This window comes from Bradyrhizobium sp. SOJA106 (genome assembly GCF_059448745.1).
Window position 1 is genome coordinate 7,422,265 of sequence record NZ_CM182549.1, and the last position, 22,883, is coordinate 7,445,147.

The following is a 22,883-nucleotide window of genomic DNA, read 5'->3' on the forward strand; positions in this document are numbered from 1 at the left end:
ATCAGTGAAGCGCGAGCGATGAGCACGATCGATACCGGCCTGACGCTTCTGAAGAGCGCCGCCGGCCGCGTCTCGGCCGCCAATGGCTGGATGGGCAATGCGTTCAAGGGCTGGATGCCGACCGGGCTCTATGCCCGCGCGCTGCTGATCATGATCGTGCCGATGGTGATCCTGCAATCGGTCGTCGCCTTCGTGTTCATGGAGCGACACTGGAATACGGTGACGCGCCGCCTGTCAGCCGCGGTGGTGCAGGACATCGCCGCGCTGATCGACGTCTACAAGGGCTATCCGCAGGACAAGGACCGCGACCAGATCCGCCGCATCGCGCAGCAACGCCTCGGCCTCGTCGTCGATTTCCTGCCCGCCGGTGACATGCCGCCGCCGGGACCAAAGCCGTTCTTCTCGCTGCTCGACCAGACGCTGTCGGTGCAGCTCGGCCGCCAGATCGGACGCTCGTTCTGGATCGACACCGTCGGCCGCTCCAACCTGGTCGAGATCCGCATCCAGCTCGACGATGCCGTGATGCGCGTGTTCGCGCAGCGCAGCGCGGCCTATGCCTCGAACTCGGAGATCTTCCTGTTCTGGATGGTCGGCACGTCCTCGATCCTGCTGATCGTTGCGGTGCTGTTCCTGCGCAACCAGATCAAGCCGATCCTGCGCCTTGCCGACGCCGCCGAAAGCTTCGGCAAGGGCCGCGAAGCCCCGAACTTCAGACCCAGAGGTGCGCGCGAGGTGCGGCGCGCGGCGGTCGCCTTCATCGAGATGAAGTCGCGCATCGAGCGCACCATGGAGCAGCGCACCGCGATGCTCGCCGGCGTGAGCCATGACCTGCGCACAATCCTGACCCGCTTCAAGCTCGAGCTGGCGCTGATCGGCGACAATCCCGAGCTCGAGGGCATGCGCAAGGACGTCGACGAGATGTCAATGATGCTGGAGGATTACCTCGCTTTTGCCCGCGGCGATTCCGGCGAGCAGTCGCAGCCGACCGACATGGCGCAGGCCCTGGAAGAGCTGCGCAGCGATGCCGAGCGCCACGGCCACACCGCGACCGTGGCCTTCCACGGCCTGCCCGTCGTCACGGTGAAGCCGGCCTCGTTCAAGCGCTGCCTCGCCAACCTCGTCACCAACGCCGCGCGCTACGGCAAGGCCATCGCCATCACCGGCCAGCGCGATCACCGCTATCTCACCGTCACCGTCGATGACGACGGCCCGGGCATTCCCGTCCACTTGCGCGAAGAGGTGTTCAAGCCGTTCCTGCGGCTCGACAACGCCCGCAACCAGGATGAAGGCGGCACGGGCCTCGGCCTCGCCATCGCCCGCGACATCGCCCGCTCCCACGGCGGCGACATCACGCTCGGCGACAGCCCGATGGGGGGATTGAGAGCAAGCGTGAGAATTCCGGTGTAGTTTCTTACCTCGCCCGCTTGCGGAGAGAGGTCGAATTCGATCGCCGATCGAATGAGGGGGTACAGGTCTCAGGACAATCTCATTCGCGGAGAGAGGCCCCTCACCCCGACCCTTCCAGCGCGAGCGAAGCTCGTCGCGGCCCCGTAAGAACGGGGCGAGGGAGCACACCGGCATTTGCCGCTTACTTCGGCAGCAACGCTTTCAGCTTGTCCACGTCGCGCACGTTCATCTTGAAGCCGCCGGGCATCACGATGTCGCCCGGCTTCTGGTCCGGCTTGCAGGCGCCTAGCCACTTCGCTTCGAGCGTCATGGAGGTATCGCGGCCCGCGGCACCGGCAGCGCCGCCTTGCGCGTGCGAGGAGGTCTTCACCGTGTAGGCAGAATTGAAATCGCCCGTAATCTCGGCATGCGAGGTCGTGCTGATGCCGGCGACGCTGCACTCGGAATCGCTGACATAGCCGGTCGCGGTCTTCTTGATGTCCTGCTTGGAGCAGATCTGCTTGGCCATCGGGGAGACGTTGTTGCTCATCTCCTTGTCGACGGTCTCGTCAGTGCAGTGCTGCATGGTCATTTCGGGCATCGCCGAGCCGCTCCTGACCATCTTCATTTCCCAGAGACCGGCCTTGCGCACCGGCAGGTCGTCGGCGCCGGCTGCGCCCGCCGACAAGACGAGGCAAAGGCTTGAGCCGAGCAAAGCGAGTTTGCGCGTCATGTTCGAGGCTCCCGGCTTGAGAGAGGCAGCGTTACGACGACGCCTCAGTACAGCGTGCGGATCGGCTGTTCGGCGGCGCCATAGGGCACCCAGCGGCAGGAGAACGAGATATAGCCGCCCTCATAGGCCTGCACCGCGAGGAATTTCACGACCTTGCCGTAGCGCGCGCAGTGATCGACCGCGACCTGACGGGCATCGACCTGGGTCGCCATCGAATAGGCGATGATGCCGCCGGTGTCGTTGCCCTTGAACGGCGGGACCGGAAGGATGTCAGCGCGCGCCGATTGGCTCGCCAAAATACCCAGGGCGAGAAGGCCCGCGGCCGCAATGATTCGCATTCCCGTTACTCCAGTTTGGAGGCGCCAGTTTACGGCGCCGGGATGGAAGTGAAAAGAACCGAAGCCCTGCCGGCCACGCCCTTATGGTCAACTCCTCGCCAAGTGTTGCCGCGCTGCACTTGACCCCGCCCGGCCTTCGCGGCACCGTCCGAACTTCGCAAGACCAGCTGTCCGGATTGCCCATGCGCGCCCTCTCCCTGAAATCGCTCCGCTTTGCCACCGTGCTCGGCCTCATGTTCGGAGCGCTGTCGCTCGGTGAGGCGAAGGCCGCCAATCCGCTCGAGTTGAACTTCTGGCTGAGCGGGCCGCGCTATGACGGCGCCGTCGCCGATTGCGACAAGGCGCTGCCGACGATTGCCACCCAGTTCTGGGAGAAGGAAAGCTCGTTCTGGAATTCCCCGTTGAAGATCACGGGGTTCGCCGCCGTTCACGAGGTCGCGTTCCGGCCCTGGCAGTCCGACAACATTCCGCGCCGCTATTGCACCGGCGACGCCCTGCTCAACGACGGCAAGGTGCGCAAGGTGCATTTCTCGATCATCGAGGACGGCGGCTTTGCCGGCTACGGCAACGGCGTCGAATGGTGCGTGGTCGGGCTCGACCGCAACTGGGCCTACAATCCGGCCTGCCGCGCTGCCCGGCAGTAATTCGAGAAGCCTGATTCGGCCCGATCAGGCCGCCGAACGTGTCTCGGCTGAATTTTGTTCTTGAAATGTTCCTTTCGCCTGCTAGGCTGGCTGCACAGTCTAGTTGAGGGGCATCGCCATGTTTCATTCCAGATTGCATTCATTCTCCCGCCTGATGATCTCGCTGACCCTGGCTGCCGGGCTGGTCACGCTGGCCGGCGGCGCCAAGGCGCAGGACAAGCGGCAGAACGCGCCCGGCGAATTCGATTTCTATGTGCTGTCGCTGTCATGGTCGCCCTCGTTCTGCGAGGAGGCGGCGGAGCGCGGCGGCCGCTCCCAGATCCAGTGCAGCGGCCGGCCCTACGCCTTCGTGGTGCACGGGCTATGGCCGCAATATGAGAGCGGTTTCCCCGAATATTGCCAGCGGCCGGCGCCGCGGCTGAACCGCAACATCGTCTCCTCAATGCTCGATCTGATGCCGGCGCCGGGCCTGATCTTCAACGAATGGGACAAGCACGGCACCTGCTCCGGTCTCGAAGGCCGCAGCTATTTCGAGATGATCCGCAAGGCGCGCGCCGCGATCAAAATTCCGGCCGAGTATCTCGACTTGTCGCAGGCCAAGACCGTGGCGCCGGCGGAGGTCGAGGAGGCCTTCATCAAGGCCAATCCGGGCCTGAGCAATGCCGCCATTTCGGTCACCTGCAACCGGACGCGGCTGTCCGAAGTGCGCATTTGCCTCAGCAAGGATCTGCAATTCCGCTCCTGCGAGGAAACCGACCGCCGCGCCTGCCGCCGCGACCAGGTGACGATGCCGCCGATCAGGGGCGGTTGAGGCACAACTCTCTCGTCGTCATTCCGGGATGGTGCGCTAGCACCAGACCCGGAATCTCGGGATTCTCAGGTGCGCAATTGCGCACCATAGCTCGGTGCTAACGCACCGCCCGAAATGACGGCAGTTACTTTCATCGCGCGATGTCGTAACTGTCCGCCATGAACTACCGCCACGCTTTCCATGCCGGCAACTTCGCCGATGTCATCAAGCACATCGTGCTGGCGCGCATCATCACGTACCTGCAGGACAAGCCGGGCGCGTTCCGCGTCATCGACACCCATGCCGGCGCCGGGCTCTACGATCTCGAAAGCGACGAGGCGCGGCGCGGCGGCGAGTGGCTGACCGGCATCGCGCGGCTGATGCAGGCACGTCTTTCCAACGAGACTGCGGCGCTGACGAAACCCTATCTCGACATCGTCCGCGCCTTCAATCCGAAGGGCGAGCTCAAGGCTTATCCGGGCTCGCCGCTGATCGCGCGCGGCCTGCTCCGGCCGCAGGACCGGCTCGTTGCCTGCGAGCTCGAGCCGAAGGCGCGCAAGGCGCTGATCGACGTGCTGCGACGCGACGAGCAGGCCCGCGTCGTCGATCTCGACGGCTGGGTCGCGCTGCCCGCCTTCGTACCGCCGAAGGAGCGACGCGGCCTCGTGCTGATCGATCCGCCGTTCGAGGACAAGGACGAGTTCGAAAAGCTCGGCGAAGCCTTCGCAAAGGCCTTCGCGAAATGGCCGACCGGTATCTATGTAATCTGGTATCCGGCCAAGAACCGGCGCGCCACCGACACGCTGGCGCAATCGGTGGCACGGCTCGCAGCCGCAGCAAAGCCTCCCGGAAAATGTCTGCGCCTCGAATTCAGCGTGTCGCCGCAGCTTGATGGCGCAGCGCTCACCTCCACGGGGCTCCTGATTGTCAATCCCCCCTACACACTGCAAGGCGAACTCAAGACCATCCTGCCGGAGCTCGAAATGCCGCTTGGCCAGGGCGGCGCTGCCAGATTCCGATTAGAGGTACCTCGACCGTAACACTCCGGCATTCTTGGGAAAAAGATGCAGGAGCGGTAGTCAATCTGCAACGAACCGTATTATGCTGTTTGCGTGACTGGCTTTACGTTCCGCTTCCGCGAATGGTTGCGGCGGAGTGAAGGCCTAAGAAAGATCCGACGGACCGATGAGGTCCGCCCAAGGATGGCCAGCTCCCGGGCTTCGTGAGGCCCGGTCATGTCGTGACGTGAGTCTGCGTCGCGACGGAGGAGCAATGAGGGGGAGTTTCCCGATGGCCATGACGGGGACGGTCAAGTTCTTCAACGGCGAGCGCGGCTACGGTTTCATCAAACCTGACGACGGCGGTCGTGATGTCTTCGTTCACATCACCGCTGTGGAGCGGGCGGGATTGAAGGACCTTGCCGAAGGACAGCGTATTACTTTCGAAGTCGAACCGGACAAGAAGGGGAAGGGACCGAAGGCGGTCAACTTGGTCATCCTCTCCTAGCGCGCCTGGCTAAAAAAATCCCGGCCGCGAGCGGCCGGGAAGTTGTGTCCGGTATTTTCTTCTTCAGCTATCAGAAGTGATAGTTCACGCCTGCGCGCACAACACTGGCGCTATAGCCGTTGGACACGCCTGTAATCGCGAACTGGCTCGTCGACAGATCGATGTAGAGGTATTCGAGCTTCGCGCTCCAGTTCGGCGCGAGCCCGACTTCGGCGCCGGCGCCGATGGTCCAGCCGGCGCTGGTGTGCGACTCCGTCCAGCCGAAGGTCTGCGCGCGCAGCTCGCCGAAGGCGAGGCCTGCGGTGCCGTAGAACAGCACGTTGCTGAACGCATAGCCGGCGCGGCCGCGCAGCGTGCCGAACCACGGATTTGAGAACTTCCACGGCGCGAAGGTGTCGTCGGCGCCGGCTGCCTGGATGTCGCCCTCGACGCCGAACACCCACGGGCCGTTCTGGAAATTATAGCCGGCCTGCACGCCGCCGACGAAGCCGGACGGCTTTGCCGGGTTGTTGTCGACTGAGCCCCATTCGTAGCCGATGTTGCCGCCGAGATAGGGACCGGCCCAGCTATACGCATTCAGCGGCTGGTTGACGGTATAGGGCGCACGCGGCCCGTAATTGAGATCGGCGGCCTCTGCCGAAGCTGTCCAGCCGGCGGCAACCAACGCGGCTGCGCCCACAACGAACCACTTCATCGGTACTCTCCAACACAACTTGCCGCCCCCACGATGCCGCGCCGCCGCGCGAGGCCACCGCATGGTTACGGAACCACGACTTTTTCGCGTAGGATTTATCGAGAGTTTTAAGTTAAAGGCCTGTTAAGCCGGGTTACCGCGCTGTTAACAGGCTTAAGCAAGCGTTACCGGGAACTGCGCCGCCTGCCTGTGCGCGCGGCATGGCCGGAACTTCAAATCGGTCCCCCCAGCGCCTAAATTCGCCCCATGGTTCACGATTCCCCCGACAGTCCGGACGAGCGCGCGCGCAAACCGCTCCGCCCTGATACAACCAACGCGCCGCCGGAGAGCCTGACGCCGCCGGACCTCGATCCCGCCACCACCGGCGGCGAGGATGAGGACGATGCGCTGCTGCCTGACATCCTCGAAGAGAGCGGCGCGGTCGGCGAAGGTCCGCTGGCGATCGGCCATGAGGCGATCGAGCGCGCGGTCCGGCTGGCCCCGACCTCGCCCGGCGTCTACCGCATGCTCAATGCCAATGCCGACGTGCTCTATGTCGGCAAGGCCAAGAACGTCAAAAAGCGCCTGTCGAACTATGCGCGCCAGAGCGCGCCGCAGCCGGCCCGCATCCTGCGCATGATCGCGGCCACGGTGACCGTGGAGATCGTCTCGACCAACACCGAGACCGAGGCGCTGCTGCTGGAAGCCAACCTCATCAAGCAGCTGCGGCCGCGCTTCAACGTGCAACTGCGCGACGACAAATCGTTTCCCTATATCCTGATCACCGGCGACCATTGGGCTCCGCAGATCCTCAAGCATCGCGGCGCGCAGACCCGGCCCGGGCGCTATTTCGGCCCGTTCGCCTCTGCCGGCGCCGTCAACCGCACCATCACCGCACTTCAGCGCGCGTTCCTGATCCGCTCCTGCACGGATTCCTTCTTCGAGAGCCGCACCCGGCCCTGCCTGCTCTACCAGATCCGCCGCTGCGCCGGGCCCTGCACCCGCGAGATCGACTTCGGCGGCTATACGACGCTGGTGCGCGAGGCGACGGACTTCCTCTCCGGCAAGAGCCATGCGGTGAAGCAGGAGCTTGCCGGCGAGATGGAGAAGGCGGCCAGCGAGCTCGAATTCGAGCGCGCCGCGCTCTACCGCGACCGCCTCGCCGCGCTGTCGGCGATCCAGTCGCAGCAGGGCATCAATCCGCGCACCGTGGAGGAAGCCGACGTGTTCGCCATCCACCAGGAGGGCGGCTTTTCCTGCGTCGAGGTGTTCTTCTTCCGCACCGGCCAGAACTGGGGCAACCGCGCCTATTTCCCGCGCGCGGAGAAGACCTTCACACCGGAGGAAGTGCTGAGCGCGTTCCTTGCCCAGTTCTACGACGACAAGCCGCCGCCGAAAGTCATTCTGCTCTCGCACGAGATCGAAGAGAGCGAGCTGCTCGCCAACGCGCTGGCGATCAAGGCCGGCCACAAGGTCGAGGTCACCGCGCCCAAGCGCGGCGAGAAGAAGGAACTCGTCGCACACGCGCTGACCAATGCGCGCGAGGCGCTCGGCCGCAAGCTCGCGGATACTGCCACGCAAAGCCGCCTGCTCGACGCCATGGCCACCACGCTCGGCCTACCGCATGCGCCCAAGCGCATCGAGGTCTACGACAACAGCCACATCCAGGGCACCAATGCGGTCGGTGCCATGATCGTCGCGGGACCCGATGGCTTCGTGAAAAACCAGTACCGCAAGTTCAACATCAAGTCGGAAGGGCTCACGCCGGGCGACGACTACGCCATGATGCGCGAGGTGCTGGAGCGCCGCTTCAAGCGCCTGATCAATCCGCCCGAGGACGCCGCCGGCAAGGCGAAAGACGACGACTTCCCGCAATGGCCCGACCTCGTGATCATCGACGGCGGCCGCGGCCAGCTCAACGCCGTCAGGGAGATCTTTGCCAATCTCGGCCTGACCCAGGTCTCGCTGATGTCGGTCGCCAAAGGGCCCGACCGGGATGCCGGCCGCGAGACCCTGTTCATGCCGGAGCGCGAGGCGATCAAGCTCGAGCCGCGCGATCCCGTGCTCTATTTCATCCAACGGCTCCGAGACGAGGCCCACCGCTTCGTCATCGGCTCGCACCGCAAGCTGCGCAAGAAGGACATCCGTGAGGCCGGCTTGCAGGAGATCCCAGGCATCGGCCCGTCGCGCAAACGCGCCTTGCTGCACCATTTCGGAACCCTGAAGGAGATCGAACGGGCCTCGATCGCCGATCTCGGTAAGGTTCCGGGGGTCAGCGCCGAGAGTGCCCGCCGGATTTTCGAGTATTTCCATCCCCAGCCGGGATGAACTAAAGGGGACGGGGTCATATCGTCGTCGCATCCCGTAGCCCATGTGGGAGGAACGGTTGACCTCAGGCCATCAGCGGTATTGGTAGGACGGATGAACATCGCCACGACACGAGGGACGACCAGCCGCGCGATGTCCCTCCCGAACATCCTGACCTATGGCCGGATCGCCGCGATCCCGGTCGTGGTCGGATGCATCTATGCGCAGTCGATCATGGACTATCCGCTGTGGCTGCGCTGGGTCGCGGTCGCCATCTTCATCGGTGCCGCGGTCACGGACTATCTCGACGGCTATTACGCGCGGATCTGGAATCAGCAATCGGCGTTCGGCCGGATGCTGGACCCGATCGCCGACAAGCTGCTGGTCGCCTCTTGCCTCCTGATGCTGGCCGCCGACGGCATCATCCATGGCTGGTCGCTGTGGGCCGCCATCGTGATCCTGTGCCGCGAGATCCTGGTCTCGGGCCTGCGCGAATATCTCGCGGCGCTTCGCGTCAGCGTGCCCGTGACCAAGCTCGCCAAATGGAAGACCACCGTTCAGCTCGTCGCCATCGGCTTCCTGCTCGCAGGTCCCGCCGGCGACGAGATCGTTCCCGTCGTCTCGCTGATCGGCCTCGTCCTGCTGTGGGCCTCGGCGCTGTTGACCATGTACACCGGCTACGACTATTTCCGCGCCGGCATCCATCATCTCATCAAGGAGGATGAAGGATGAAGGTGAAGTACTTCGCCTGGGTGCGCGAGCGCATCGGCAAGGCCGAGGAGACCATCGAGCCGCCCGCGACCGTGCGCACCGTCGAGGAGCTGATCGCCTGGCTGTCCGCTCAAAGCGAGGCCTACGCCTACGCGTTCGAGAAGCCCAAGGTGATCCGCGCCGCGATCGACCACGCCCACGTCAAGTCGGATGCCGCGATCGCAGGTGCCCGCGAGATCGCGTTCTTCCCGCCGATGACCGGCGGCTAGGCCGATGTTGTCGAACAGACCAGCGTGCGACCTCGCCTCACCTCTCCCCAACGGGGAGAGGCGTAGGCCGCCTTCGGCGGCCGTGTTGGAGAACGCCGAGGCAAAGCCTCGGCTATGTCGCGGAAGCGATCCGGGTGAGGAGCGCAGGTCTCACGAGAGAGCAGATCCCCTCACCCGCGCCTTCAGCGCGACCTCTCCCTATGGGAGAGGTGTAGAAGCGGCTAGACCATGACCTGCCCCGTCACCATTCGCATCCAGCAAGACGATTTCGACATCGCACGCGAGATCGCGATCCTGACCAGGAGCCGCACCGACATCGGCGCGGTCGTGAGCTTCTCCGGTATCTGCCGCGCCGACGAGGGCAGTTCGACGATCTCCGCGCTCACGCTCGAACATTACCCCGGCATGGCAGAGGAGGAGATCCAGCGCCACGTCGACGAGGCCATCTCGCGCTGGCCGCTCAACGGCGTGACGGTCATCCACCGCGTCGGGCGGTTCGTGCCCGGCCAGAACATCGTGCTGGTGCTCACCGCCTCGCAACACCGCCGGGCGGCGTTCGAAGCGGCCGAGTTCCTGATGGATTACCTGAAGACCAGCGCACCGTTCTGGAAAAAGGAAGAGAGCGCCACCGGGACCGGCTGGGTCGAGGCCCACGCCCGTGACGACGAAGCCGCCGCACGCTGGACGAAATCCTGATGGCAAGAGCATCCAAGAAGACAACGCGCGGCCGCACCGCACCGAAACTCGCGCAAGCCACACCAAGGCTCGCGAAGGTCGGCCGCGGCGAGCTGCTCAGGCTGATCGATTTCGTCCGCTACGGGGTGAGCCGTTTCACCGAGGCGAAGCTCGCCTTTGCCCATGGCACGACCGATCCGGTCGCCGAGGCCGTCTTCCTGGTCTGCGAGGCCTTGCATCTGCATCCCGACCAATTCGAGATCTTTGGCCATGCCTGCGTCACGGCGGCGGAAAGCAAGACCCTGCTCGATCTCATCCACAAGCGCATCACCACGCGCAAGCCGACGGCTTATCTCGTCAACAAGATCTACATGCGCGGCCTGCCGTTCTACGTCGACGAGCGCGTCATCGTCCCGCGCTCCTTCATCGGCGAGCTCCTGGATTCCCATTTCGGCGGCGACGGCGAGCCCGGCTCGCTGATCGACGACCCCGCGGGTGTCGAGCGCGTGCTCGATCTCTGCACCGGCTCCGGCTGTCTTGCGATCCTCGCCGCGCATCATTTCGCGAATGCCACGGTCGATGCCGTCGACATCTCCAAGGGTGCGCTCGAAGTCGCCGCGCGCAACGTCGGCGAGCACGGGCTCGATGACCGCATCACGCTCCACCGCGGCGATCTGTTCGCCCCGCTTGGCGATGCCAGATATGACCTCATCATCACCAATCCGCCCTACGTGGATGCCGAAGGCATGGCAGCATTGCCGCCCGAATGCCGGGCCGAGCCGAAGCTGGCCTTCGACGGCGGGGCCGATGGTCTCGACGTGGTCCGTCGCATCCTGAGCGGGGCACCCGACCATCTGACGCCGAATGGCGGCTTGATCTGCGAGATTGGCCGCGGTCGCGAGCTCGTCGACGAAGCCTTCCCGGAACTGCCGCTGCTGTGGCTGGACACGGAAGACTCCGAAGGCGAGGTATTCTGGATCGCGGCCGCCGACCTTGGCTGATCCGTTACGACCGCCACCGTCCAACGGAAGCCACCGTGCAACGGAACAAGTCAAATTCGGCCACGTTCATCCCCCGATGCATTGTCTCGCTCTCGGAGGATGTCCGCATGCTCGCGCCATCGGGCGAATTGCTACGCGCCGGCATGGCGCTCAAGCTCAATCACGTCAAACGCGCTGCTCAATCCTATCTGCGTGACCAGACCAGCCAGGCCACCGGCAAGGTGACATCTTACGCCGTGGCGGCCGGGCTGTTCGCCGTCGCCGGCCTGTTCGTTGTTGCGGCATTTTTCGTGGGACTGATCGCATTGTACCGCTGGGTCGCGATCACCTACGGACAATTCTGGGGGTTGGGCGCCGTCGCCGCCATACTGCTGGTGCTGGCCGCCGTCTGTGCCGGAGTCGCGATGGCTCAGATGAAGCGCAAGGCCAAGCCGATCGTGCCGCTCGCGAGCCGTCTGCGCGTGGCGGTCACGACGCCGCGGATTCCCCGCGGAACGGTCAAGCAGGCCGTGAAGGAGGTGGCGACGACGATTCCCCTCGCGCCGCACGCACCCGGCGAACGCGGCCATGGCGGGACTTGGCCGGTTCGGACCAACCGGCCCGTGCAGCTTGGCCTGATGCTCGCAGCGGTCGGGCTGCTGGGCGTCACGGCGGCGCGCCGGCGGCGCCACGGGCAAAGATTGGAGACGTGACATGCTGGTGCGGCGCACAGAGCAGCTCGACTCCTGGCTGCTGATCGCCGCCACGGCCGTGTTCGTGCTGACCGCCGAGCGCTACTTCCAGGACTCCGGCCTGATCCGTCCGGGACCTCCGCAGGATCGCCGCAACAGCGAGGGGAATTCACCGGAAACGAGCCCGGCAGGCGCGGCGACGCAGCCAGGCCACGGCCGCCGGTCGAAAAGCCCGTTCGCGATCCCCTGGGCCGGCTGGAAGGACATCTTCTGGCGCACCTATCAGCGCATCGACGACGATCGCCTGCTCGCCACCGCCGGCGGCGTCGTGTTCTTCGGCCTGCTGGCGATCTTTCCGGCTATCACGGCGCTGGTCTCGTTCTACGGATTGTTCGCCAATCCCGCCACCATCAGCGACAATCTTCAGAAGCTGGCGATGATGCTGCCCCAAGGCACGTTTGAAATCGTCGAGGAGCAGGTCGGACGCGTGGTGTCGAAGGGCAACACGGCGCTCGGCGCCACCTTCCTGTTCGGCCTCCTGCTCGCGATCTGGAGCGCCAATGCCGGGGTCAAGGCGATCTTCGACGCGCTCAACGTCGCCTATGAGGAGCGCGAGAAGCGCAGCTTCATCAAGCTGAACCTGGTGTCGCTGGCCTTCACGGTCGGCGGCATTGTCGCGCTCCTGGTGATGGTCGGCGCCGTGGTCGCCTTCCCGCTCGCGCTCGATCATCTCGGCATCGCCCCCGAGAGCAAGCTGATCGTCGCGCTGGCCCGCTGGCCGCTGCTGTTCCTGATTCTGATGGTTGCGCTCGCCATCCTCTACCGCTTCGCGCCAAGCCGCGATGCGCCGCGCTGGCAATGGCTGAGCCCTGGCGCACTGACGGCCGCCATTCTCTGGATCGCCGGCTCGTCGCTGCTGTCCTGGTATCTCTCGTCCTTCGCCAATTACAACGCGACCTACGGCTCGCTTGGTGCGGCGATCGGCCTGATGATGTGGATGTGGATGTCGGCGATCGTCATCATGTTCGGCGCCGAGCTGAACTCGGAGATCGAGCGACAGACCCTGCGCGACACGACCACTGGTCGTCCCAAACCGCTCGGCAGCCGCGAGGCGGTCGCGGCCGACACGGTCGGTGCCACCGCGCCATTCTAACCAGTGGCGACGATCAGACCGGAGTCGATCCGGCCTGATCGCACTAAATCTCAGCGCTTGGTGATGACCGCTTCCAGATATTCGCTGTGCACGACGATGGTGCCGTCATCGGCATGGTTGAACTCGTCGAGCAGCGCCATAAGATCGCGCTTCAGCGCGGCCTGGCCGGTTTCGTCGAGCGCGGCAAACGCCTTCAGCGTCGGCCCGTAGAAGGTCTTGAAGATTTCGAGCCAGTGGTCCGGCGAGCGGTAGCGGAACACGAACATGCGCGGCTCGGCGGCGATCTCGGAAGCCTTGCTGCCGAACATCTCCTCGAGCCGCGCTCGGGTGCCCCACAGCGCCGGCGACTTCACGCCCGCGGGCGGGGCGACATGCTTGCCGATGGTCTTGAAGAGCTGGCCGATAAAACCCTGCGGCGTCCAGTTGGCGAGGCCGATCCTGCCGCCTGACTTGCACACCCGCGCGAGCTCTGAAGCTGCCTTGTCCTGGTCCGGCGTGAACATCACCCCGAAGGTCGAGAGCACGACGTCGTAGCTGTTGTCCGCAAACGGCAGCGCCTCGGCATCCGCCTCGCGGAATTCGACCGTCAGATGTTCCGCCGCCGCGCGCTCCTGTCCGCGCTTGAGCAGCGCCGGCACGTAATCGGTGGAAGTGACCTCGCACCAGCGCCGCGCCGCGGCCAATGTCGCGTTGCCATTGCCGGCGGCGACGTCCAGCACCTTGCTGCCGGCGCGTATGTCGAGTGCCTCACAGAGCTGCTCGCCGACAATCTGCAAGGTGGTGCCGACGACGGCATAGTCGCCGGACGACCAGGCGCCATGCTGGCGCTGCTTGACGGCGGCAAGATCGGGTATGGCGGGCTTGAGTGCGGCGGAGGTCGACATGAGCAATCTCCTGCGGGTTGAAAACGCCGGGACGATAGGGCGCACGCGCATCGCTGGCCTTGAGAGCGGCGTTATTTTACGCTGAGGCCGCCTTGATTTCCGCGCGGGAGCGAGGAGGGATTGTGACGTTTCAGTTCGAGGATTTCGTGCTCGATCCCGAGCGTCGCGAATTGCGGCGGGCGGACGCGCTCATCGCGCTCGAACCTCAGGTGTTCGATCTCCTCATCTATCTCGTCCGCAACCGGGAGCGCGTGGTGACGCGGGATAATCTGCTCGACGCGGTCTGGAACGGCCGCGTTGTCTCGGAATCGACGCTGACCAGCCGGATCAATGCGGCACGGCGCGCGGTCAATGACAATGGCGAGGAGCAGCGGCTGATCCGCACCATCGCACGCAAGGGCGTGCGATTCGTAGGCGCGGTGACCGAGCGCACCGACGCAGCGAAACCGGCCCCCACGGCCGCAGCGCCGGCCGGACTGCCCCTACCTGATCGCCCGGCGATCGCCGTCCTGCCCTTCACCAACATGAGCGGCGAGGCCGAGCAGGACTATTTCTCCGACGGCATCAGCGAGGACATCATCACCGCGCTATCGAAGCTGCGCTGGTTCTTCGTGATCGCGCGCAACTCCTCCTTCATCTACAAGGGCCGAACGGTACATCTGCGGCAGGTCGCCGAAGAGCTCGGCGTGCGCTATGTCGTCGAAGGCAGCGTCCGCAGGGGCGGCGACCGCGTCCGCATCACCGCGCAGCTCAACGACGTCGCCACTGGCAGTCATCTCTGGGCCGAGCGCTACGACCGCGAGCTCGCCGACGTGTTCGCCGTGCAGGACGAGATCACCGAAGCCATCGTCGCCGCGATCGAGCCCCAGCTTTACGCCGCGGAAAATTTTCGTGCAGAGCGCAAGCCGCCCGACAGCCTGGACGCCTGGGACCTCGTGATGCGCGCGCTGTCGCATTACTGGCGCGTGACGCGGCAGGACCATGTCGTGGCACAGGCGCTGCTCGAAAAGGCCATCGCGCTAGACCCGAACTACGGCAAGGCGCTCGGCCTGCTCGGCTCCAGCTACATGTTCACCGCGCATATGGGCTGGATGGAGATGGCGACCGCTATCACCGCCGCCGAGCGCGCGGCGCGCGCGGCGATCCGGGCCGACGACGAGGATGCCTGGGCACATAATGCGCTCGGCCACGTCAATCTGTTCGCCCGGCGCTTCGAGGACTCGCTCGCCGAGTTCGAAACCGCGCTCCGGCTCAACCCGAATTTTGCGTTGGCGCAGGGCTATTATGGACTGGCCCTGGGCTATTGCGGCCGCTGGCAGGAGGCCGACGAGGCGGCGCGCAGGGCCATCCGCCTCAGCCCGCGCGATCCCTATGGCCCCGTCTATTTCGGCATCGCCGCCTATGCCCGCTTCCTCGGCAGCGACTACGCGGAAGCCATCCGCCTTGCCCAGGAATCCCTGCGCCAGCGCAGCGACTTCGTCGGCGCACACCGGGTGCTGACCGCGGCCGCAGGCATGGCCGGGCAAACCGCGATCGCCCGTGCCGCCCTGGAGGAGCTCCGCCGCACCCAGCCCAACGTGTCGCTGGCCTGGATCGCCGAGTTCATGCCGATCAAGCTCGCCGCCGACCGCGAGCACTACCTCGAGGGCTTTCGCCGCGCCGGCCTGAAATAAGCCGCAACGAGGCCGCTATCCCCCCGAATCAACAATGATGTTAAGCTCATGCGGCTTGGGGGAGCATGAGGCGCGACGGGGTTCGGACCGCGACCCGTGTTTTCCCGGGATGAGGCAGTCAGCTCTTTGAGGCGTAACGCGCGGCATGATTCGCATTTCGACGATCTTCATCGCCATCTGCATGGTTCTGGTTGCCGCCTCGCTCGGCCTGGTGCTCTTCTCGGTCGCTGGCATCAGCGGAACCGAATCAGCGATCGTGGCGCTGACCGCGCTGACCTTCCTGATCCTCTACAACGCCGTCTCGATGCGGCTGCGCGACCGCAGCGACGTCGGCGGCCAGATCGCCGATCTCTCGCGCGGCACCGCCGACCTCGCCCGCCAGGTCGCCGAGTTCGGCCGCCGCTTGGCTGCAATCGAGGGACGCATCGCCTCGTCCAATTCGACCAATTCCGACCGCATCCAGTCAGTGGTCGGCGAGATCAACGAGCTCGGCGGGCTGGTCAAGCAGCTCGCCACCACGGTGTCGGCGCATGAGGATCTCCTGGCTGGTGCAGCGCCAGGGCCCTCTCCCGCTCCCGTCGCAGGGCCGGAAGCGGAGGCGCCAATCGACGTGGTTGCACCGTTCGATCAGACGCCGGTCGCCCCTCCCCCGCTTGCCGCGCCGCCATCGCGGCCGGCGGCACCGGTGGTCCAGACCCACACCGCCAATCAGGCTCACGCCGCCAGCGGCCGTAACCAGACCCAATTGCTGGCGACGCTGCGCAACGCGGTCGACGAGAACCGCATCGACATCTTCCTCCAGCCGATGGTGACGCTGCCGCAGCGCAAGGTGCGGTTCTACGAGGCCGTGACGCGGGTCCGTGACGAGCGCGACCAGCTGATCGCGGCCGAGGAGTTCATCAGCATCGCCGAGGCCTCCGGGCTGATCGGGCGCATCGACAACATGGTGATGCTGCGCTGCGTGCAGGTGCTGCGGCGCCTGATGGTGCGCAACAAGGATGTCGGCGTGTTCTGCAACGTCGCGGCCTCGACGCTCGGCAACTCCACCACGTTCGCGCACTGCCTCGACTTCCTCGAGGCTAACCGGGCGCTGGCGCCCTCGCTGGTGCTGGAGTTCAAGCAATCGACCTTCCGCAATCTCGGCCCGGCCGAGACCGAGAACCTCGCCGCGCTCGCCCAGCGCGGCTTCCGCTTCTCGATCGACCATGTCACCGATCTCAGGATCGAGCCGCGCGAGTTCGCCGATCGCGGCGTGCGCTTCATCAAGGTGCCGGCGACGCTGCTGCTCGATCCCAGGCAGGCGTCGGCCTCCGATATCCACCCGTCCGACCTTTCCGACCTGCTCGGCCGCTTCGGCATCGACCTCATCGCCGAGCGGATCGAGGGCGAGCGCGCCGTGGTCGACCTGCTCGACTATGACGTGCGGTTCGGCCAGGGCTTCCTGTTCGCACCGCCCCGGCCATTGCGGCCGGAGGGGGCATCTGCTACCGGCGGGTCCGCGCCGAACCAGGCGCAGGACACTCAGGGATCCAATGGCCCCGCTTCCCGCAGCCCAAGCGCGTCAACCGCACCTCCGACACAACGCATCACCGGTAACGCCGCGCTCGCGCGCCGCATCTGATCGGCCGCGCGCATCATGACCACGCTGCATTTCGCCCAAGGCCTGCGCCAGCTCGTGGGCGGCGTCGAGGTCGTGCTCAGCGACATCTGGGGCGTGGTCCATAACGGCCTCGAATCCTTTCCCGAGGCTTGCGAGGCGCTGCACACCTATCGCAGCCGCGGCGGTACCGTGATCCTGATCACCAACGCGCCGCGCCCGGCCGACTCCGTGCAGCGGCAGTTGCGCAAGCTCGGCGTCGCCGACGAGACCTATGACGCCATCGTGTCATCGGGCGATTTGACTCGGCTCTATGTCGGCGAGCACCCCGGCAGCAAGATGTTCTGGCTCGGCCCCGAGCGCGATAACTCGATCTACCGCGGCCTCAATGCGACCACCGCGCCGATCGAGGAAGCTGACTACATCGTCTGCACCGGCCTCTATGACGACGAGACCGAGACGGCGGAAGACTATCGCGGCATGATGCTGAAGGCGCGCGAGCGCAAGCTGACGTTGGTCTGCGCCAACCCCGACATCGTGGTCGAACGCGGCGACCGGCTGATCTATTGCGCCGGCGCGATCGCGGAGCTCTATCGCGAGCTCGGCGGCGAGGTGATCTTCTACGGCAAGCCGCACCGGCCGATCTACGAGCGCGCAATGCGGCTGGCCGGCGAACGCCAGGGCCACATGATCGACCGGAAGAAGGTGCTGGCGATCGGCGATTCCGTCCGTACTGACTTAACCGGCGCGCGCGAGTTCGGCATCGACTGCCTGTTCGTCACCCGCGGCATCCACGCCGAGGAGTTCGAGGGCCTCGACCAGCTCGACCCGAATTCGGTGATGGAATTGTTCGGACATCCACCGAAGGCGCTGATGCGCGAATTGAAGTGGTGATTTTCTAGATTTAGCTCCGTCATTCCGGGGCGCGCGAAGCGCGAACCCGGAATCTCGAGATTCCGGGTTCGGTGCTAACGGCACCGCCCCGGAATGACGAACCCAACACAGAAAGCCCGGGACAACGCCCGGGCCTTCCGAATTCAGCCGATACCTTTGAGCTGCGCTTACGCGCTCGCCATGTCCGGGAAGACCGCTTCGATCTTGGTCTTCAGCGTCGCCGCATTGAACGGCTTGACGATGTAATTGTTCACGCCGGCCTTCTTGGCCGCGATCACGTTCTCGGTCTTCGATTCCGCCGTGATCATGATGAACGGCGTGGTGGCGAGGTTCGGATCCGCGCGCACTTCGCGCAGCAGGTCGTAGCCCGTCATCGGCTCCATGTTCCAGTCGGAAATCACGAGCCCGTATTTCTTGCCGCGCATCTTGTTCAGCGCCGCCGAACCGTCGCTGGCATCATCGATGTTATCGAAGCCAAGCTGCTTCAGCAGATTCCGGATGATACGGATCATGGTGCTATAGTCATCCACCACCAGAACCGGCATCGACAAATCAACCGCCATCTCGACTCCCCCAACGCATACCCAGGAATATTACGATCGGACCTGCCAGGCCGAAGCCCGGCGGTTCCACGCTCAAGGACTAGCATCAAGGCGTTAAACAGCCCGTTAACTGGGGACGCCTTCGAAGAATTGAAATCGTGTTCAATCCGGTCGCACCCTGCCGCTTGACTTCATCCGGCCGGTCGCGCCACGGTCCCGGCCGGTCCCGCCGGCTCCGAGAATTCCCCTGATGGCTCCGCCTTTTACCGTTATCCGCGACAGCACGCCGGATTCCGCCATTCCCCGGGGCGCCGTGGTCGCCATGGGCAATTTCGACGGCGTTCATCTCGGCCATCGGGCCGTGATCGCGGCGGCCCTGGAAATGGGCCGGGCGCATGGGCGCCCTGCGCTGGCCTTGACCTTCGAGCCGCATCCGCGGCGGTTTTTCAGTCCCAACACCCCGCAATTCCGCCTGACGGACGAACGGGCCAAGCTGCGGCTTCTGGCCGGCACCGGGCTTGCCGGCGCCGTGGTCATGACCTTCGACAAGGCACGCGCCGGCACCAGCGCGCAAGATTTCATTCACCATGACCTGATCGGGCGGCTCGGCGTCAGCGGGATCGCGGTCGGCTACGACTTCCATTTCGGCAAAGGTCGGGTCGGCTCGCCGAGCCTGCTGGTCAACGAGGCGCCCCGGCTCGGCATCGAGGTCGACGTTCAGCCGCATGTCGATATCGACGAGCGGCCGGTCTCCTCCAGTGCGATCCGGATCGCGCTCGCCGAAGGCCTGCTCGACGAAGCCACCACCATGCTGGGGGCGCCCTGGTTCGTCACCGGAGAGGTGATCCACGGCGAGAAGCGCGGCCGCGACCTTGGCTATCCCACCGCCAATATCCGCCTGGATGCCAATTGCGGCCTCAAGCACGGCATCTATGCGGTGCGGGTCGGCCGCGGCGCCGAGCGGCTGGATGGGGTAGCGAGTTTCGGCCGTCGCCCGACCTTTGATAATGGCGCCCCGCTCCTTGAAATCTTCCTGTTCGACTTCAAGGGCGACCTCTACGGCCAGACCCTCGACTGCGCCTTCGTCGGCTTCATCCGCGAGGAGCTGAAATTCGACAGCCTGGAGGCCCTGATCCGCCAGATGGACGACGATTCAGCCCGCGCCCGCGCCATTCTGGCCGCCGCCCCGGACGCATTTCCGCGGCTTGGCGTGGTCGATTGAGGCCGAAAACGACCCGCCGACCTTTGCGCTTGCCCGGCCCGGCTGCTATGGAGGGCCCATGTTTGCGCGGCGCATCATAGGGATTAGCGGCCCGGCTTCCGCCTGAGCCTGAAGGCTCAGCGCAAGACCGGGATTTTGACGTTTCACCCCGCGATCCCTATCGCCATCCGTTCCCGCGCCCTTCCGAGCCAGTCAGCCTCATGTCCGAAAAGCCGCAAAAGTCCCAAAAGTCTGAAGCCAAAGACTATTCGAAGACCCTGTTCCTGCCGCAGACCGAATTCCCGATGCGCGCCGGGCTGCCGCAGCGCGAGCCGGAGATCCTGAAATACTGGAACGACATCGGCCTCTACGACAGACTGCGCAAGGGCGCCGCGGGCCGCGCCAAGTTCGTGCTGCATGACGGCCCGCCCTACGCCAACGGCAACATCCATATCGGGCACGCGCTGAACAAGATCCTCAAGGACGTCGTGACCAAGAGCCAGCAGATGCTCGGCTTCGACTCCAACTACGTGCCCGGCTGGGACTGCCACGGTCTGCCGATCGAATGGAAGATCGAGGAGGAGAACTACCGCAAGAAGGGCAAGCAGAAGCCCGATTTCCGCGACTCCGCCGCGATGGTGGCGTTCCGGAAGGAGTGCCGCGCCTATGCGACGCACTGGATCAACGTGCAACGCGAGGAGTTCAAGCGCCTCGGCATCATCGGCGACTGGGATCATCCCTATCAGACCATGAGCTACCCGGCCGAAGCGCAGATTGCGCTCGAGCTGATGAAGTTCGCGGCCAACGGCACGCTCTATCGCGGCTCCAAGCCGGTGATGTGGAGCGTGGTCGAGAAGACTGCGCTGGCGGAGGCCGAGGTTGAGTATGAGGACTACACCTCGGATACGGTCTGGGTGAAATTTCCGGTCACCTCGCCCACGCATGGCGCGCTCGCCTCCGCCAGCGTCGTGATCTGGACCACCACGCCGTGGACCCTGCCAGGCAACCGCGCCATCTCGTTCTCGCCGAAGATCGCCTACGGGCTCTACAAGGTCACGGACGCCCCCGCGGATAATTGGGCCAAGACCGGCGATCTCCTGATCCTGGCCGATGCGCTGGCTGCGGACGTGTTCAAGCAGGCGCGCGTCACCTCTTACGAGAAGGTGCGCGACATTCCCGGCGACACGCTGGACGCGGTCGAATGCGCCCATCCGCTGCGCGGGGTCGGCGGCGGTTACGAGTTCGTCGTTCCGCTGCTCGCCGGAGAGCATGTCACCGACGACACCGGCACCGGCTTCGTGCACACCGCCCCCGGCCATGGCCGCGAGGATTTCGATGCCTGGATGGCGAATGCGCGCGAGCTCGATGCGCGCGGCATCTCGACTGCGATCCCCTACACCGTCGACGAGAACGGCGCCTACACCGCCCATGCCCCCGGCTTCACCGGCAAGCGCGTGCTCAACGACAAGGGCGAGAAGGGCGATGCCAACGAGGCGGTGATCAAGGCGCTGATCGAGGGCGGCAAGCTGCTCGCACGCGGCCGCCTCAAGCACCAATATCCGCATTCCTGGCGCTCGAAGAAGCCGGTGATCTTCCGCAACACGCCGCAATGGTTCATCGCGATGGACAAGGACGTCAGCGAGAACGGCCATGCGAAGAAGGGCGACACGCTGCGCGCCCGCGCGCTGCACGCGATCTCGGTGACCCAATGGGTGCCGCCGTCCGGCGAGAACCGCATCAACGGCATGATCGCCAATCGCCCCGACTGGGTGATCTCGCGTCAGCGCGCCTGGGGCGTGCCGATCGCCGTGTTCGTGCGCGAGAAGGCCGACGGCTCGGCCGAAATCCTGCAGGACGAGATCGTCAACCAGCGCATCACCGAAGCCTTCATGGAGGAAGGCGCCGACGCCTGGTACATGGACGGCGCCCGCGAGCGCTTCCTCGGCGCCCGCGCGAACGAAGACTGGAAGAAGGTCGACGACATCTGCGATGTCTGGTTCGATTCCGGCTCGACGCACGCCTTCGTGCTCGAGGATCGCCAGAACTTTCCGCAGCTCGGCAACATCGTCCGCAAGGTCGACGGCGGCAACGACACCGTGATGTATCTGGAAGGCAGCGACCAGCATCGCGGCTGGTTCCACTCCTCGCTGCTGGAGAGCTCGGGCACGCGCGGCCGCGCACCTTATGATATCGTGCTGACCCACGGCTTCACGCTCGACGAGAACGGCCGCAAGATGTCGAAGTCGCTCGGCAACACCGTCGAGCCGCAGAAGGTGATCAAGGATTCCGGCGCGGATATCCTGCGTCTGTGGGTCTGCGCCACCGACTATGCCGACGACCAGCGCATCGGCCCGGAGATCCTGAAGAACACCATCGAGACCTATCGCAAGCTGCGCAACTCGATCCGCTGGATGCTCGGGACGCTGCATCACTTCAAGGCGAGCGAGAAGGTCGCCTATGCCGAGATGCCCGAGCTCGAGCGGCTGATGCTGCACGAGCTGGCCGGCCACGCCGAAACCATCCGCAAGGCCTATGCCGCGTTTGACTACAAGACCGTGGTCGCAAGCCTGTCGGCTTTCATGAACTCCGAGCTGTCGGCGTTCTACTTCGATATCCGCAAGGACACGCTGTATTGCGATCCGCCGTCCTCGGTGGCGCGCAAGGCGGCGCTCACCGCGATCGAGCTCTTGTGCGATGCCCTCTTGAAGTGGCTCGCGCCGATCCTGAGCTTTACGACGGACGAGGCCTGGCGGATGTTCCGCCCCAACGCGGAGCCGTCGGTCCATCTGACCCTGTTCCCCACCGATATCGAAAGCCTGCGCGACGACAAGCTCGCCGCGAAGTGGGAGACGATCCGCGACATTCGCCGCGTCGTCACCGGCGCGCTCGAGCTCGAGCGCGCCGCCAAGAACATCGGCTCGTCGCTGGAAGCCTCGCCGGTGATCTATGTCGCCGACAGGGACGTGATGATGACGCTGTTCGACGTCGATCTCGCCGAGGTCTGCATCACCTCGAACTACGAGCTGCGCGAGGGCGAGGCGCCGGCGAGCGCGTTCCGCCTCGATGCCGTGCCCGGTGTCGCGGTCGTGGTCGAGAAGGCGGTCGGCACCAAATGCGCCCGCTCCTGGAAGATCTCGCCAAGCGTCGGCGAGGACGCCGAATATCCCGACGTCACCCCGCGCGATGCGAAGGCACTGCGCGAATGGAAGGCGTTGGGCGTGAGCGTCTGATCGGC

At 65.2% G+C, this 22,883-nt stretch carries 22 protein-coding genes; 17 read left to right on the plus strand and 5 right to left on the minus strand.

Going from position 1 to position 22,883, the window contains the following annotated elements; all coding sequences use genetic code 11:
* Positions 1 to 18: 18 nt before the first annotated feature.
* A complete protein-coding gene (locus AC5V87_RS35020; protein WP_456842585.1) occupies positions 19 to 1,407 on the plus strand; it encodes an ATP-binding protein in 1,389 nt (462 codons plus the stop codon).
* 181 nt (positions 1,408 to 1,588) lie between these two features.
* Here AC5V87_RS35020 and AC5V87_RS35025 read toward each other — a convergent pair whose 3' ends face one another.
* Positions 1,589 to 2,119, minus strand: a complete 531-nt coding sequence (locus AC5V87_RS35025; RefSeq protein WP_456842584.1) for a DUF3617 domain-containing protein — start codon at positions 2,117 to 2,119, stop codon at positions 1,589 to 1,591.
* A gap of 44 nt (positions 2,120 to 2,163) precedes the next feature.
* Positions 2,164 to 2,457: a hypothetical protein gene (locus AC5V87_RS35030; protein WP_456842583.1), complete on the minus strand. Its 294-nt coding sequence runs from the start codon at positions 2,455 to 2,457 to the stop codon at positions 2,164 to 2,166.
* A gap of 182 nt (positions 2,458 to 2,639) precedes the next feature.
* On the opposite strand from AC5V87_RS35030, the gene AC5V87_RS35035 reads away from it, so the two are divergent.
* The 4 genes from AC5V87_RS35035 (at position 2,640) to AC5V87_RS35050 (ending at position 5,397) form a co-directional block, all read left to right on the plus strand.
* A complete protein-coding gene (locus AC5V87_RS35035) occupies positions 2,640 to 3,101 on the plus strand; it encodes a hypothetical protein (protein ID WP_456842582.1) in 462 nt (153 codons plus the stop codon).
* A 118-nt stretch (positions 3,102 to 3,219) separates the two neighbouring features.
* Positions 3,220 to 3,912, plus strand: coding sequence for a ribonuclease T2 family protein (locus AC5V87_RS35040; protein ID WP_456842581.1), 693 nt, complete (start codon positions 3,220 to 3,222; stop codon positions 3,910 to 3,912).
* A gap of 158 nt (positions 3,913 to 4,070) precedes the next feature.
* Positions 4,071 to 4,931, plus strand: coding sequence for a 23S rRNA (adenine(2030)-N(6))-methyltransferase RlmJ (locus AC5V87_RS35045; protein WP_495369195.1), 861 nt, complete (start codon positions 4,071 to 4,073; stop codon positions 4,929 to 4,931).
* Between the two features lie 250 nt (positions 4,932 to 5,181).
* Positions 5,182 to 5,397: a cold-shock protein gene (locus AC5V87_RS35050; protein ID WP_008544396.1), complete on the plus strand. Its 216-nt coding sequence runs from the start codon at positions 5,182 to 5,184 to the stop codon at positions 5,395 to 5,397.
* 70 nt (positions 5,398 to 5,467) lie between these two features.
* Here the strand turns inward: AC5V87_RS35050 and AC5V87_RS35055 are convergent, their stop codons facing one another.
* Complete coding sequence (locus AC5V87_RS35055; protein WP_456842579.1) at positions 5,468 to 6,091, minus strand: outer membrane protein; 624 nt, start codon at positions 6,089 to 6,091, stop codon at positions 5,468 to 5,470.
* A gap of 246 nt (positions 6,092 to 6,337) precedes the next feature.
* On the opposite strand from AC5V87_RS35055, the gene uvrC reads away from it, so the two are divergent.
* The 7 genes from uvrC to AC5V87_RS35090 all read left to right on the plus strand — a co-directional run bounded on the left by uvrC (position 6,338) and on the right by AC5V87_RS35090 (position 12,857).
* A complete protein-coding gene (uvrC, locus tag AC5V87_RS35060; RefSeq protein ID WP_456842578.1) occupies positions 6,338 to 8,398 on the plus strand; it encodes an excinuclease ABC subunit UvrC in 2,061 nt (686 codons plus the stop codon).
* Between the two features lie 93 nt (positions 8,399 to 8,491).
* Positions 8,492 to 9,109: a CDP-diacylglycerol--glycerol-3-phosphate 3-phosphatidyltransferase gene (pgsA, locus tag AC5V87_RS35065; RefSeq protein ID WP_495369196.1), complete on the plus strand. Its 618-nt coding sequence runs from the start codon at positions 8,492 to 8,494 to the stop codon at positions 9,107 to 9,109.
* Positions 9,106 to 9,357 carry a molybdopterin converting factor subunit 1 gene (moaD, locus tag AC5V87_RS35070; protein WP_456842577.1) on the plus strand — a complete coding sequence of 84 codons (252 nt, stop codon included), beginning with the start codon at positions 9,106 to 9,108 and terminating at the stop codon, positions 9,355 to 9,357. Before pgsA ends, moaD begins: the two co-directional genes overlap by 4 nt.
* Positions 9,358 to 9,585: 228 nt before the next feature.
* The gene (locus AC5V87_RS35075) at positions 9,586 to 10,053 is read left to right on the plus strand and encodes a molybdenum cofactor biosynthesis protein MoaE (protein WP_495369197.1); all 468 of its coding nucleotides are present in this window, start codon (positions 9,586 to 9,588) and stop codon (positions 10,051 to 10,053) included.
* Positions 10,053 to 11,033: a 50S ribosomal protein L3 N(5)-glutamine methyltransferase gene (gene prmB / locus AC5V87_RS35080; RefSeq protein ID WP_495369198.1), complete on the plus strand. Its 981-nt coding sequence runs from the start codon at positions 10,053 to 10,055 to the stop codon at positions 11,031 to 11,033. Before AC5V87_RS35075 ends, prmB begins: the two co-directional genes overlap by 1 nt.
* Positions 11,034 to 11,140: 107 nt before the next feature.
* Positions 11,141 to 11,725 carry a phage holin family protein gene (locus AC5V87_RS35085; protein ID WP_495369199.1) on the plus strand — a complete coding sequence of 195 codons (585 nt, stop codon included), beginning with the start codon at positions 11,141 to 11,143 and terminating at the stop codon, positions 11,723 to 11,725.
* A 1-nt stretch (position 11,726) separates the two neighbouring features.
* Positions 11,727 to 12,857, plus strand: a complete 1,131-nt coding sequence (locus AC5V87_RS35090) for a YihY/virulence factor BrkB family protein (protein WP_456842573.1) — start codon at positions 11,727 to 11,729, stop codon at positions 12,855 to 12,857.
* 50 nt (positions 12,858 to 12,907) lie between these two features.
* On the opposite strand, the gene AC5V87_RS35095 is transcribed toward AC5V87_RS35090, so the two are convergent.
* On the minus strand, positions 12,908 to 13,741 hold the full coding sequence (locus AC5V87_RS35095) for a class I SAM-dependent methyltransferase (protein ID WP_456842572.1): 834 nt from the start codon (positions 13,739 to 13,741) through the stop codon (positions 12,908 to 12,910).
* Between the two features lie 122 nt (positions 13,742 to 13,863).
* Between AC5V87_RS35095 and AC5V87_RS35100 the strand changes: the two genes are divergently transcribed.
* The 3 genes from AC5V87_RS35100 to AC5V87_RS35110 all read left to right on the plus strand — a co-directional run bounded on the left by AC5V87_RS35100 (position 13,864) and on the right by AC5V87_RS35110 (position 17,905).
* Complete coding sequence (locus AC5V87_RS35100; RefSeq protein WP_495369200.1) at positions 13,864 to 15,414, plus strand: winged helix-turn-helix domain-containing protein; 1,551 nt, start codon at positions 13,864 to 13,866, stop codon at positions 15,412 to 15,414.
* A 145-nt stretch (positions 15,415 to 15,559) separates the two neighbouring features.
* Positions 15,560 to 17,035: an EAL domain-containing protein gene (locus AC5V87_RS35105; RefSeq protein WP_456842570.1), complete on the plus strand. Its 1,476-nt coding sequence runs from the start codon at positions 15,560 to 15,562 to the stop codon at positions 17,033 to 17,035.
* A 15-nt stretch (positions 17,036 to 17,050) separates the two neighbouring features.
* Positions 17,051 to 17,905, plus strand: coding sequence for a TIGR01459 family HAD-type hydrolase (locus AC5V87_RS35110; RefSeq protein ID WP_495369201.1), 855 nt, complete (start codon positions 17,051 to 17,053; stop codon positions 17,903 to 17,905).
* 167 nt (positions 17,906 to 18,072) lie between these two features.
* Here the strand turns inward: AC5V87_RS35110 and AC5V87_RS35115 are convergent, their stop codons facing one another.
* Positions 18,073 to 18,468 (minus strand): response regulator, encoded by a 396-nt coding sequence (locus AC5V87_RS35115; RefSeq protein ID WP_027551917.1) that lies wholly within the window; start codon positions 18,466 to 18,468, stop codon positions 18,073 to 18,075.
* Positions 18,469 to 18,697: 229 nt separating this feature from the next.
* Here AC5V87_RS35115 and AC5V87_RS35120 point away from each other — a divergent pair, with 229 nt between their 5' ends.
* Both AC5V87_RS35120 and ileS read left to right on the plus strand, forming a co-directional pair.
* On the plus strand, positions 18,698 to 19,669 hold the full coding sequence (locus AC5V87_RS35120; RefSeq protein ID WP_495369202.1) for a bifunctional riboflavin kinase/FAD synthetase: 972 nt from the start codon (positions 18,698 to 18,700) through the stop codon (positions 19,667 to 19,669).
* A gap of 200 nt (positions 19,670 to 19,869) precedes the next feature.
* On the plus strand, positions 19,870 to 22,878 hold the full coding sequence (gene ileS, locus AC5V87_RS35125; protein ID WP_495369203.1) for an isoleucine--tRNA ligase: 3,009 nt from the start codon (positions 19,870 to 19,872) through the stop codon (positions 22,876 to 22,878).
* The last annotated feature ends 5 nt before the right edge of the window (positions 22,879 to 22,883 follow it).

Coding starts and splice junctions, on each gene's coding strand:
- AC5V87_RS35030 (WP_456842583.1), bottom strand. CDS start 2,457: ATGCGAATCATTGCGGCCGCGGGCCTTCTCGCCCTGGGTATTTTGGCG.
- AC5V87_RS35085 (WP_495369199.1), top strand. CDS start 11,141: ATGCTCGCGCCATCGGGCGAATTGCTACGCGCCGGCATGGCGCTCAAG.
- AC5V87_RS35075 (WP_495369197.1), top strand. CDS start 9,586: ATGACCTGCCCCGTCACCATTCGCATCCAGCAAGACGATTTCGACATC.
- AC5V87_RS35050 (WP_008544396.1), top strand. CDS start 5,182: ATGGCCATGACGGGGACGGTCAAGTTCTTCAACGGCGAGCGCGGCTAC.
- AC5V87_RS35110 (WP_495369201.1), top strand. CDS start 17,051: ATGACCACGCTGCATTTCGCCCAAGGCCTGCGCCAGCTCGTGGGCGGC.
- AC5V87_RS35025 (WP_456842584.1), bottom strand. CDS start 2,119: ATGACGCGCAAACTCGCTTTGCTCGGCTCAAGCCTTTGCCTCGTCTTG.
- uvrC (WP_456842578.1), top strand. CDS start 6,338: ATGGTTCACGATTCCCCCGACAGTCCGGACGAGCGCGCGCGCAAACCG.
- AC5V87_RS35095 (WP_456842572.1), bottom strand. CDS start 13,741: ATGTCGACCTCCGCCGCACTCAAGCCCGCCATACCCGATCTTGCCGCC.
- AC5V87_RS35035 (WP_456842582.1), top strand. CDS start 2,640: ATGCGCGCCCTCTCCCTGAAATCGCTCCGCTTTGCCACCGTGCTCGGC.
- AC5V87_RS35055 (WP_456842579.1), bottom strand. CDS start 6,091: ATGAAGTGGTTCGTTGTGGGCGCAGCCGCGTTGGTTGCCGCCGGCTGG.
- AC5V87_RS35040 (WP_456842581.1), top strand. CDS start 3,220: ATGTTTCATTCCAGATTGCATTCATTCTCCCGCCTGATGATCTCGCTG.
- prmB (WP_495369198.1), top strand. CDS start 10,053: ATGGCAAGAGCATCCAAGAAGACAACGCGCGGCCGCACCGCACCGAAA.
- AC5V87_RS35045 (WP_495369195.1), top strand. CDS start 4,071: ATGAACTACCGCCACGCTTTCCATGCCGGCAACTTCGCCGATGTCATC.
- AC5V87_RS35120 (WP_495369202.1), top strand. CDS start 18,698: ATGGCTCCGCCTTTTACCGTTATCCGCGACAGCACGCCGGATTCCGCC.
- AC5V87_RS35090 (WP_456842573.1), top strand. CDS start 11,727: ATGCTGGTGCGGCGCACAGAGCAGCTCGACTCCTGGCTGCTGATCGCC.
- AC5V87_RS35115 (WP_027551917.1), bottom strand. CDS start 18,468: ATGGCGGTTGATTTGTCGATGCCGGTTCTGGTGGTGGATGACTATAGC.
- ileS (WP_495369203.1), top strand. CDS start 19,870: ATGTCCGAAAAGCCGCAAAAGTCCCAAAAGTCTGAAGCCAAAGACTAT.
- moaD (WP_456842577.1), top strand. CDS start 9,106: ATGAAGGTGAAGTACTTCGCCTGGGTGCGCGAGCGCATCGGCAAGGCC.
- AC5V87_RS35105 (WP_456842570.1), top strand. CDS start 15,560: ATGATTCGCATTTCGACGATCTTCATCGCCATCTGCATGGTTCTGGTT.
- AC5V87_RS35020 (WP_456842585.1), top strand. CDS start 19: ATGAGCACGATCGATACCGGCCTGACGCTTCTGAAGAGCGCCGCCGGC.
- pgsA (WP_495369196.1), top strand. CDS start 8,492: ATGAACATCGCCACGACACGAGGGACGACCAGCCGCGCGATGTCCCTC.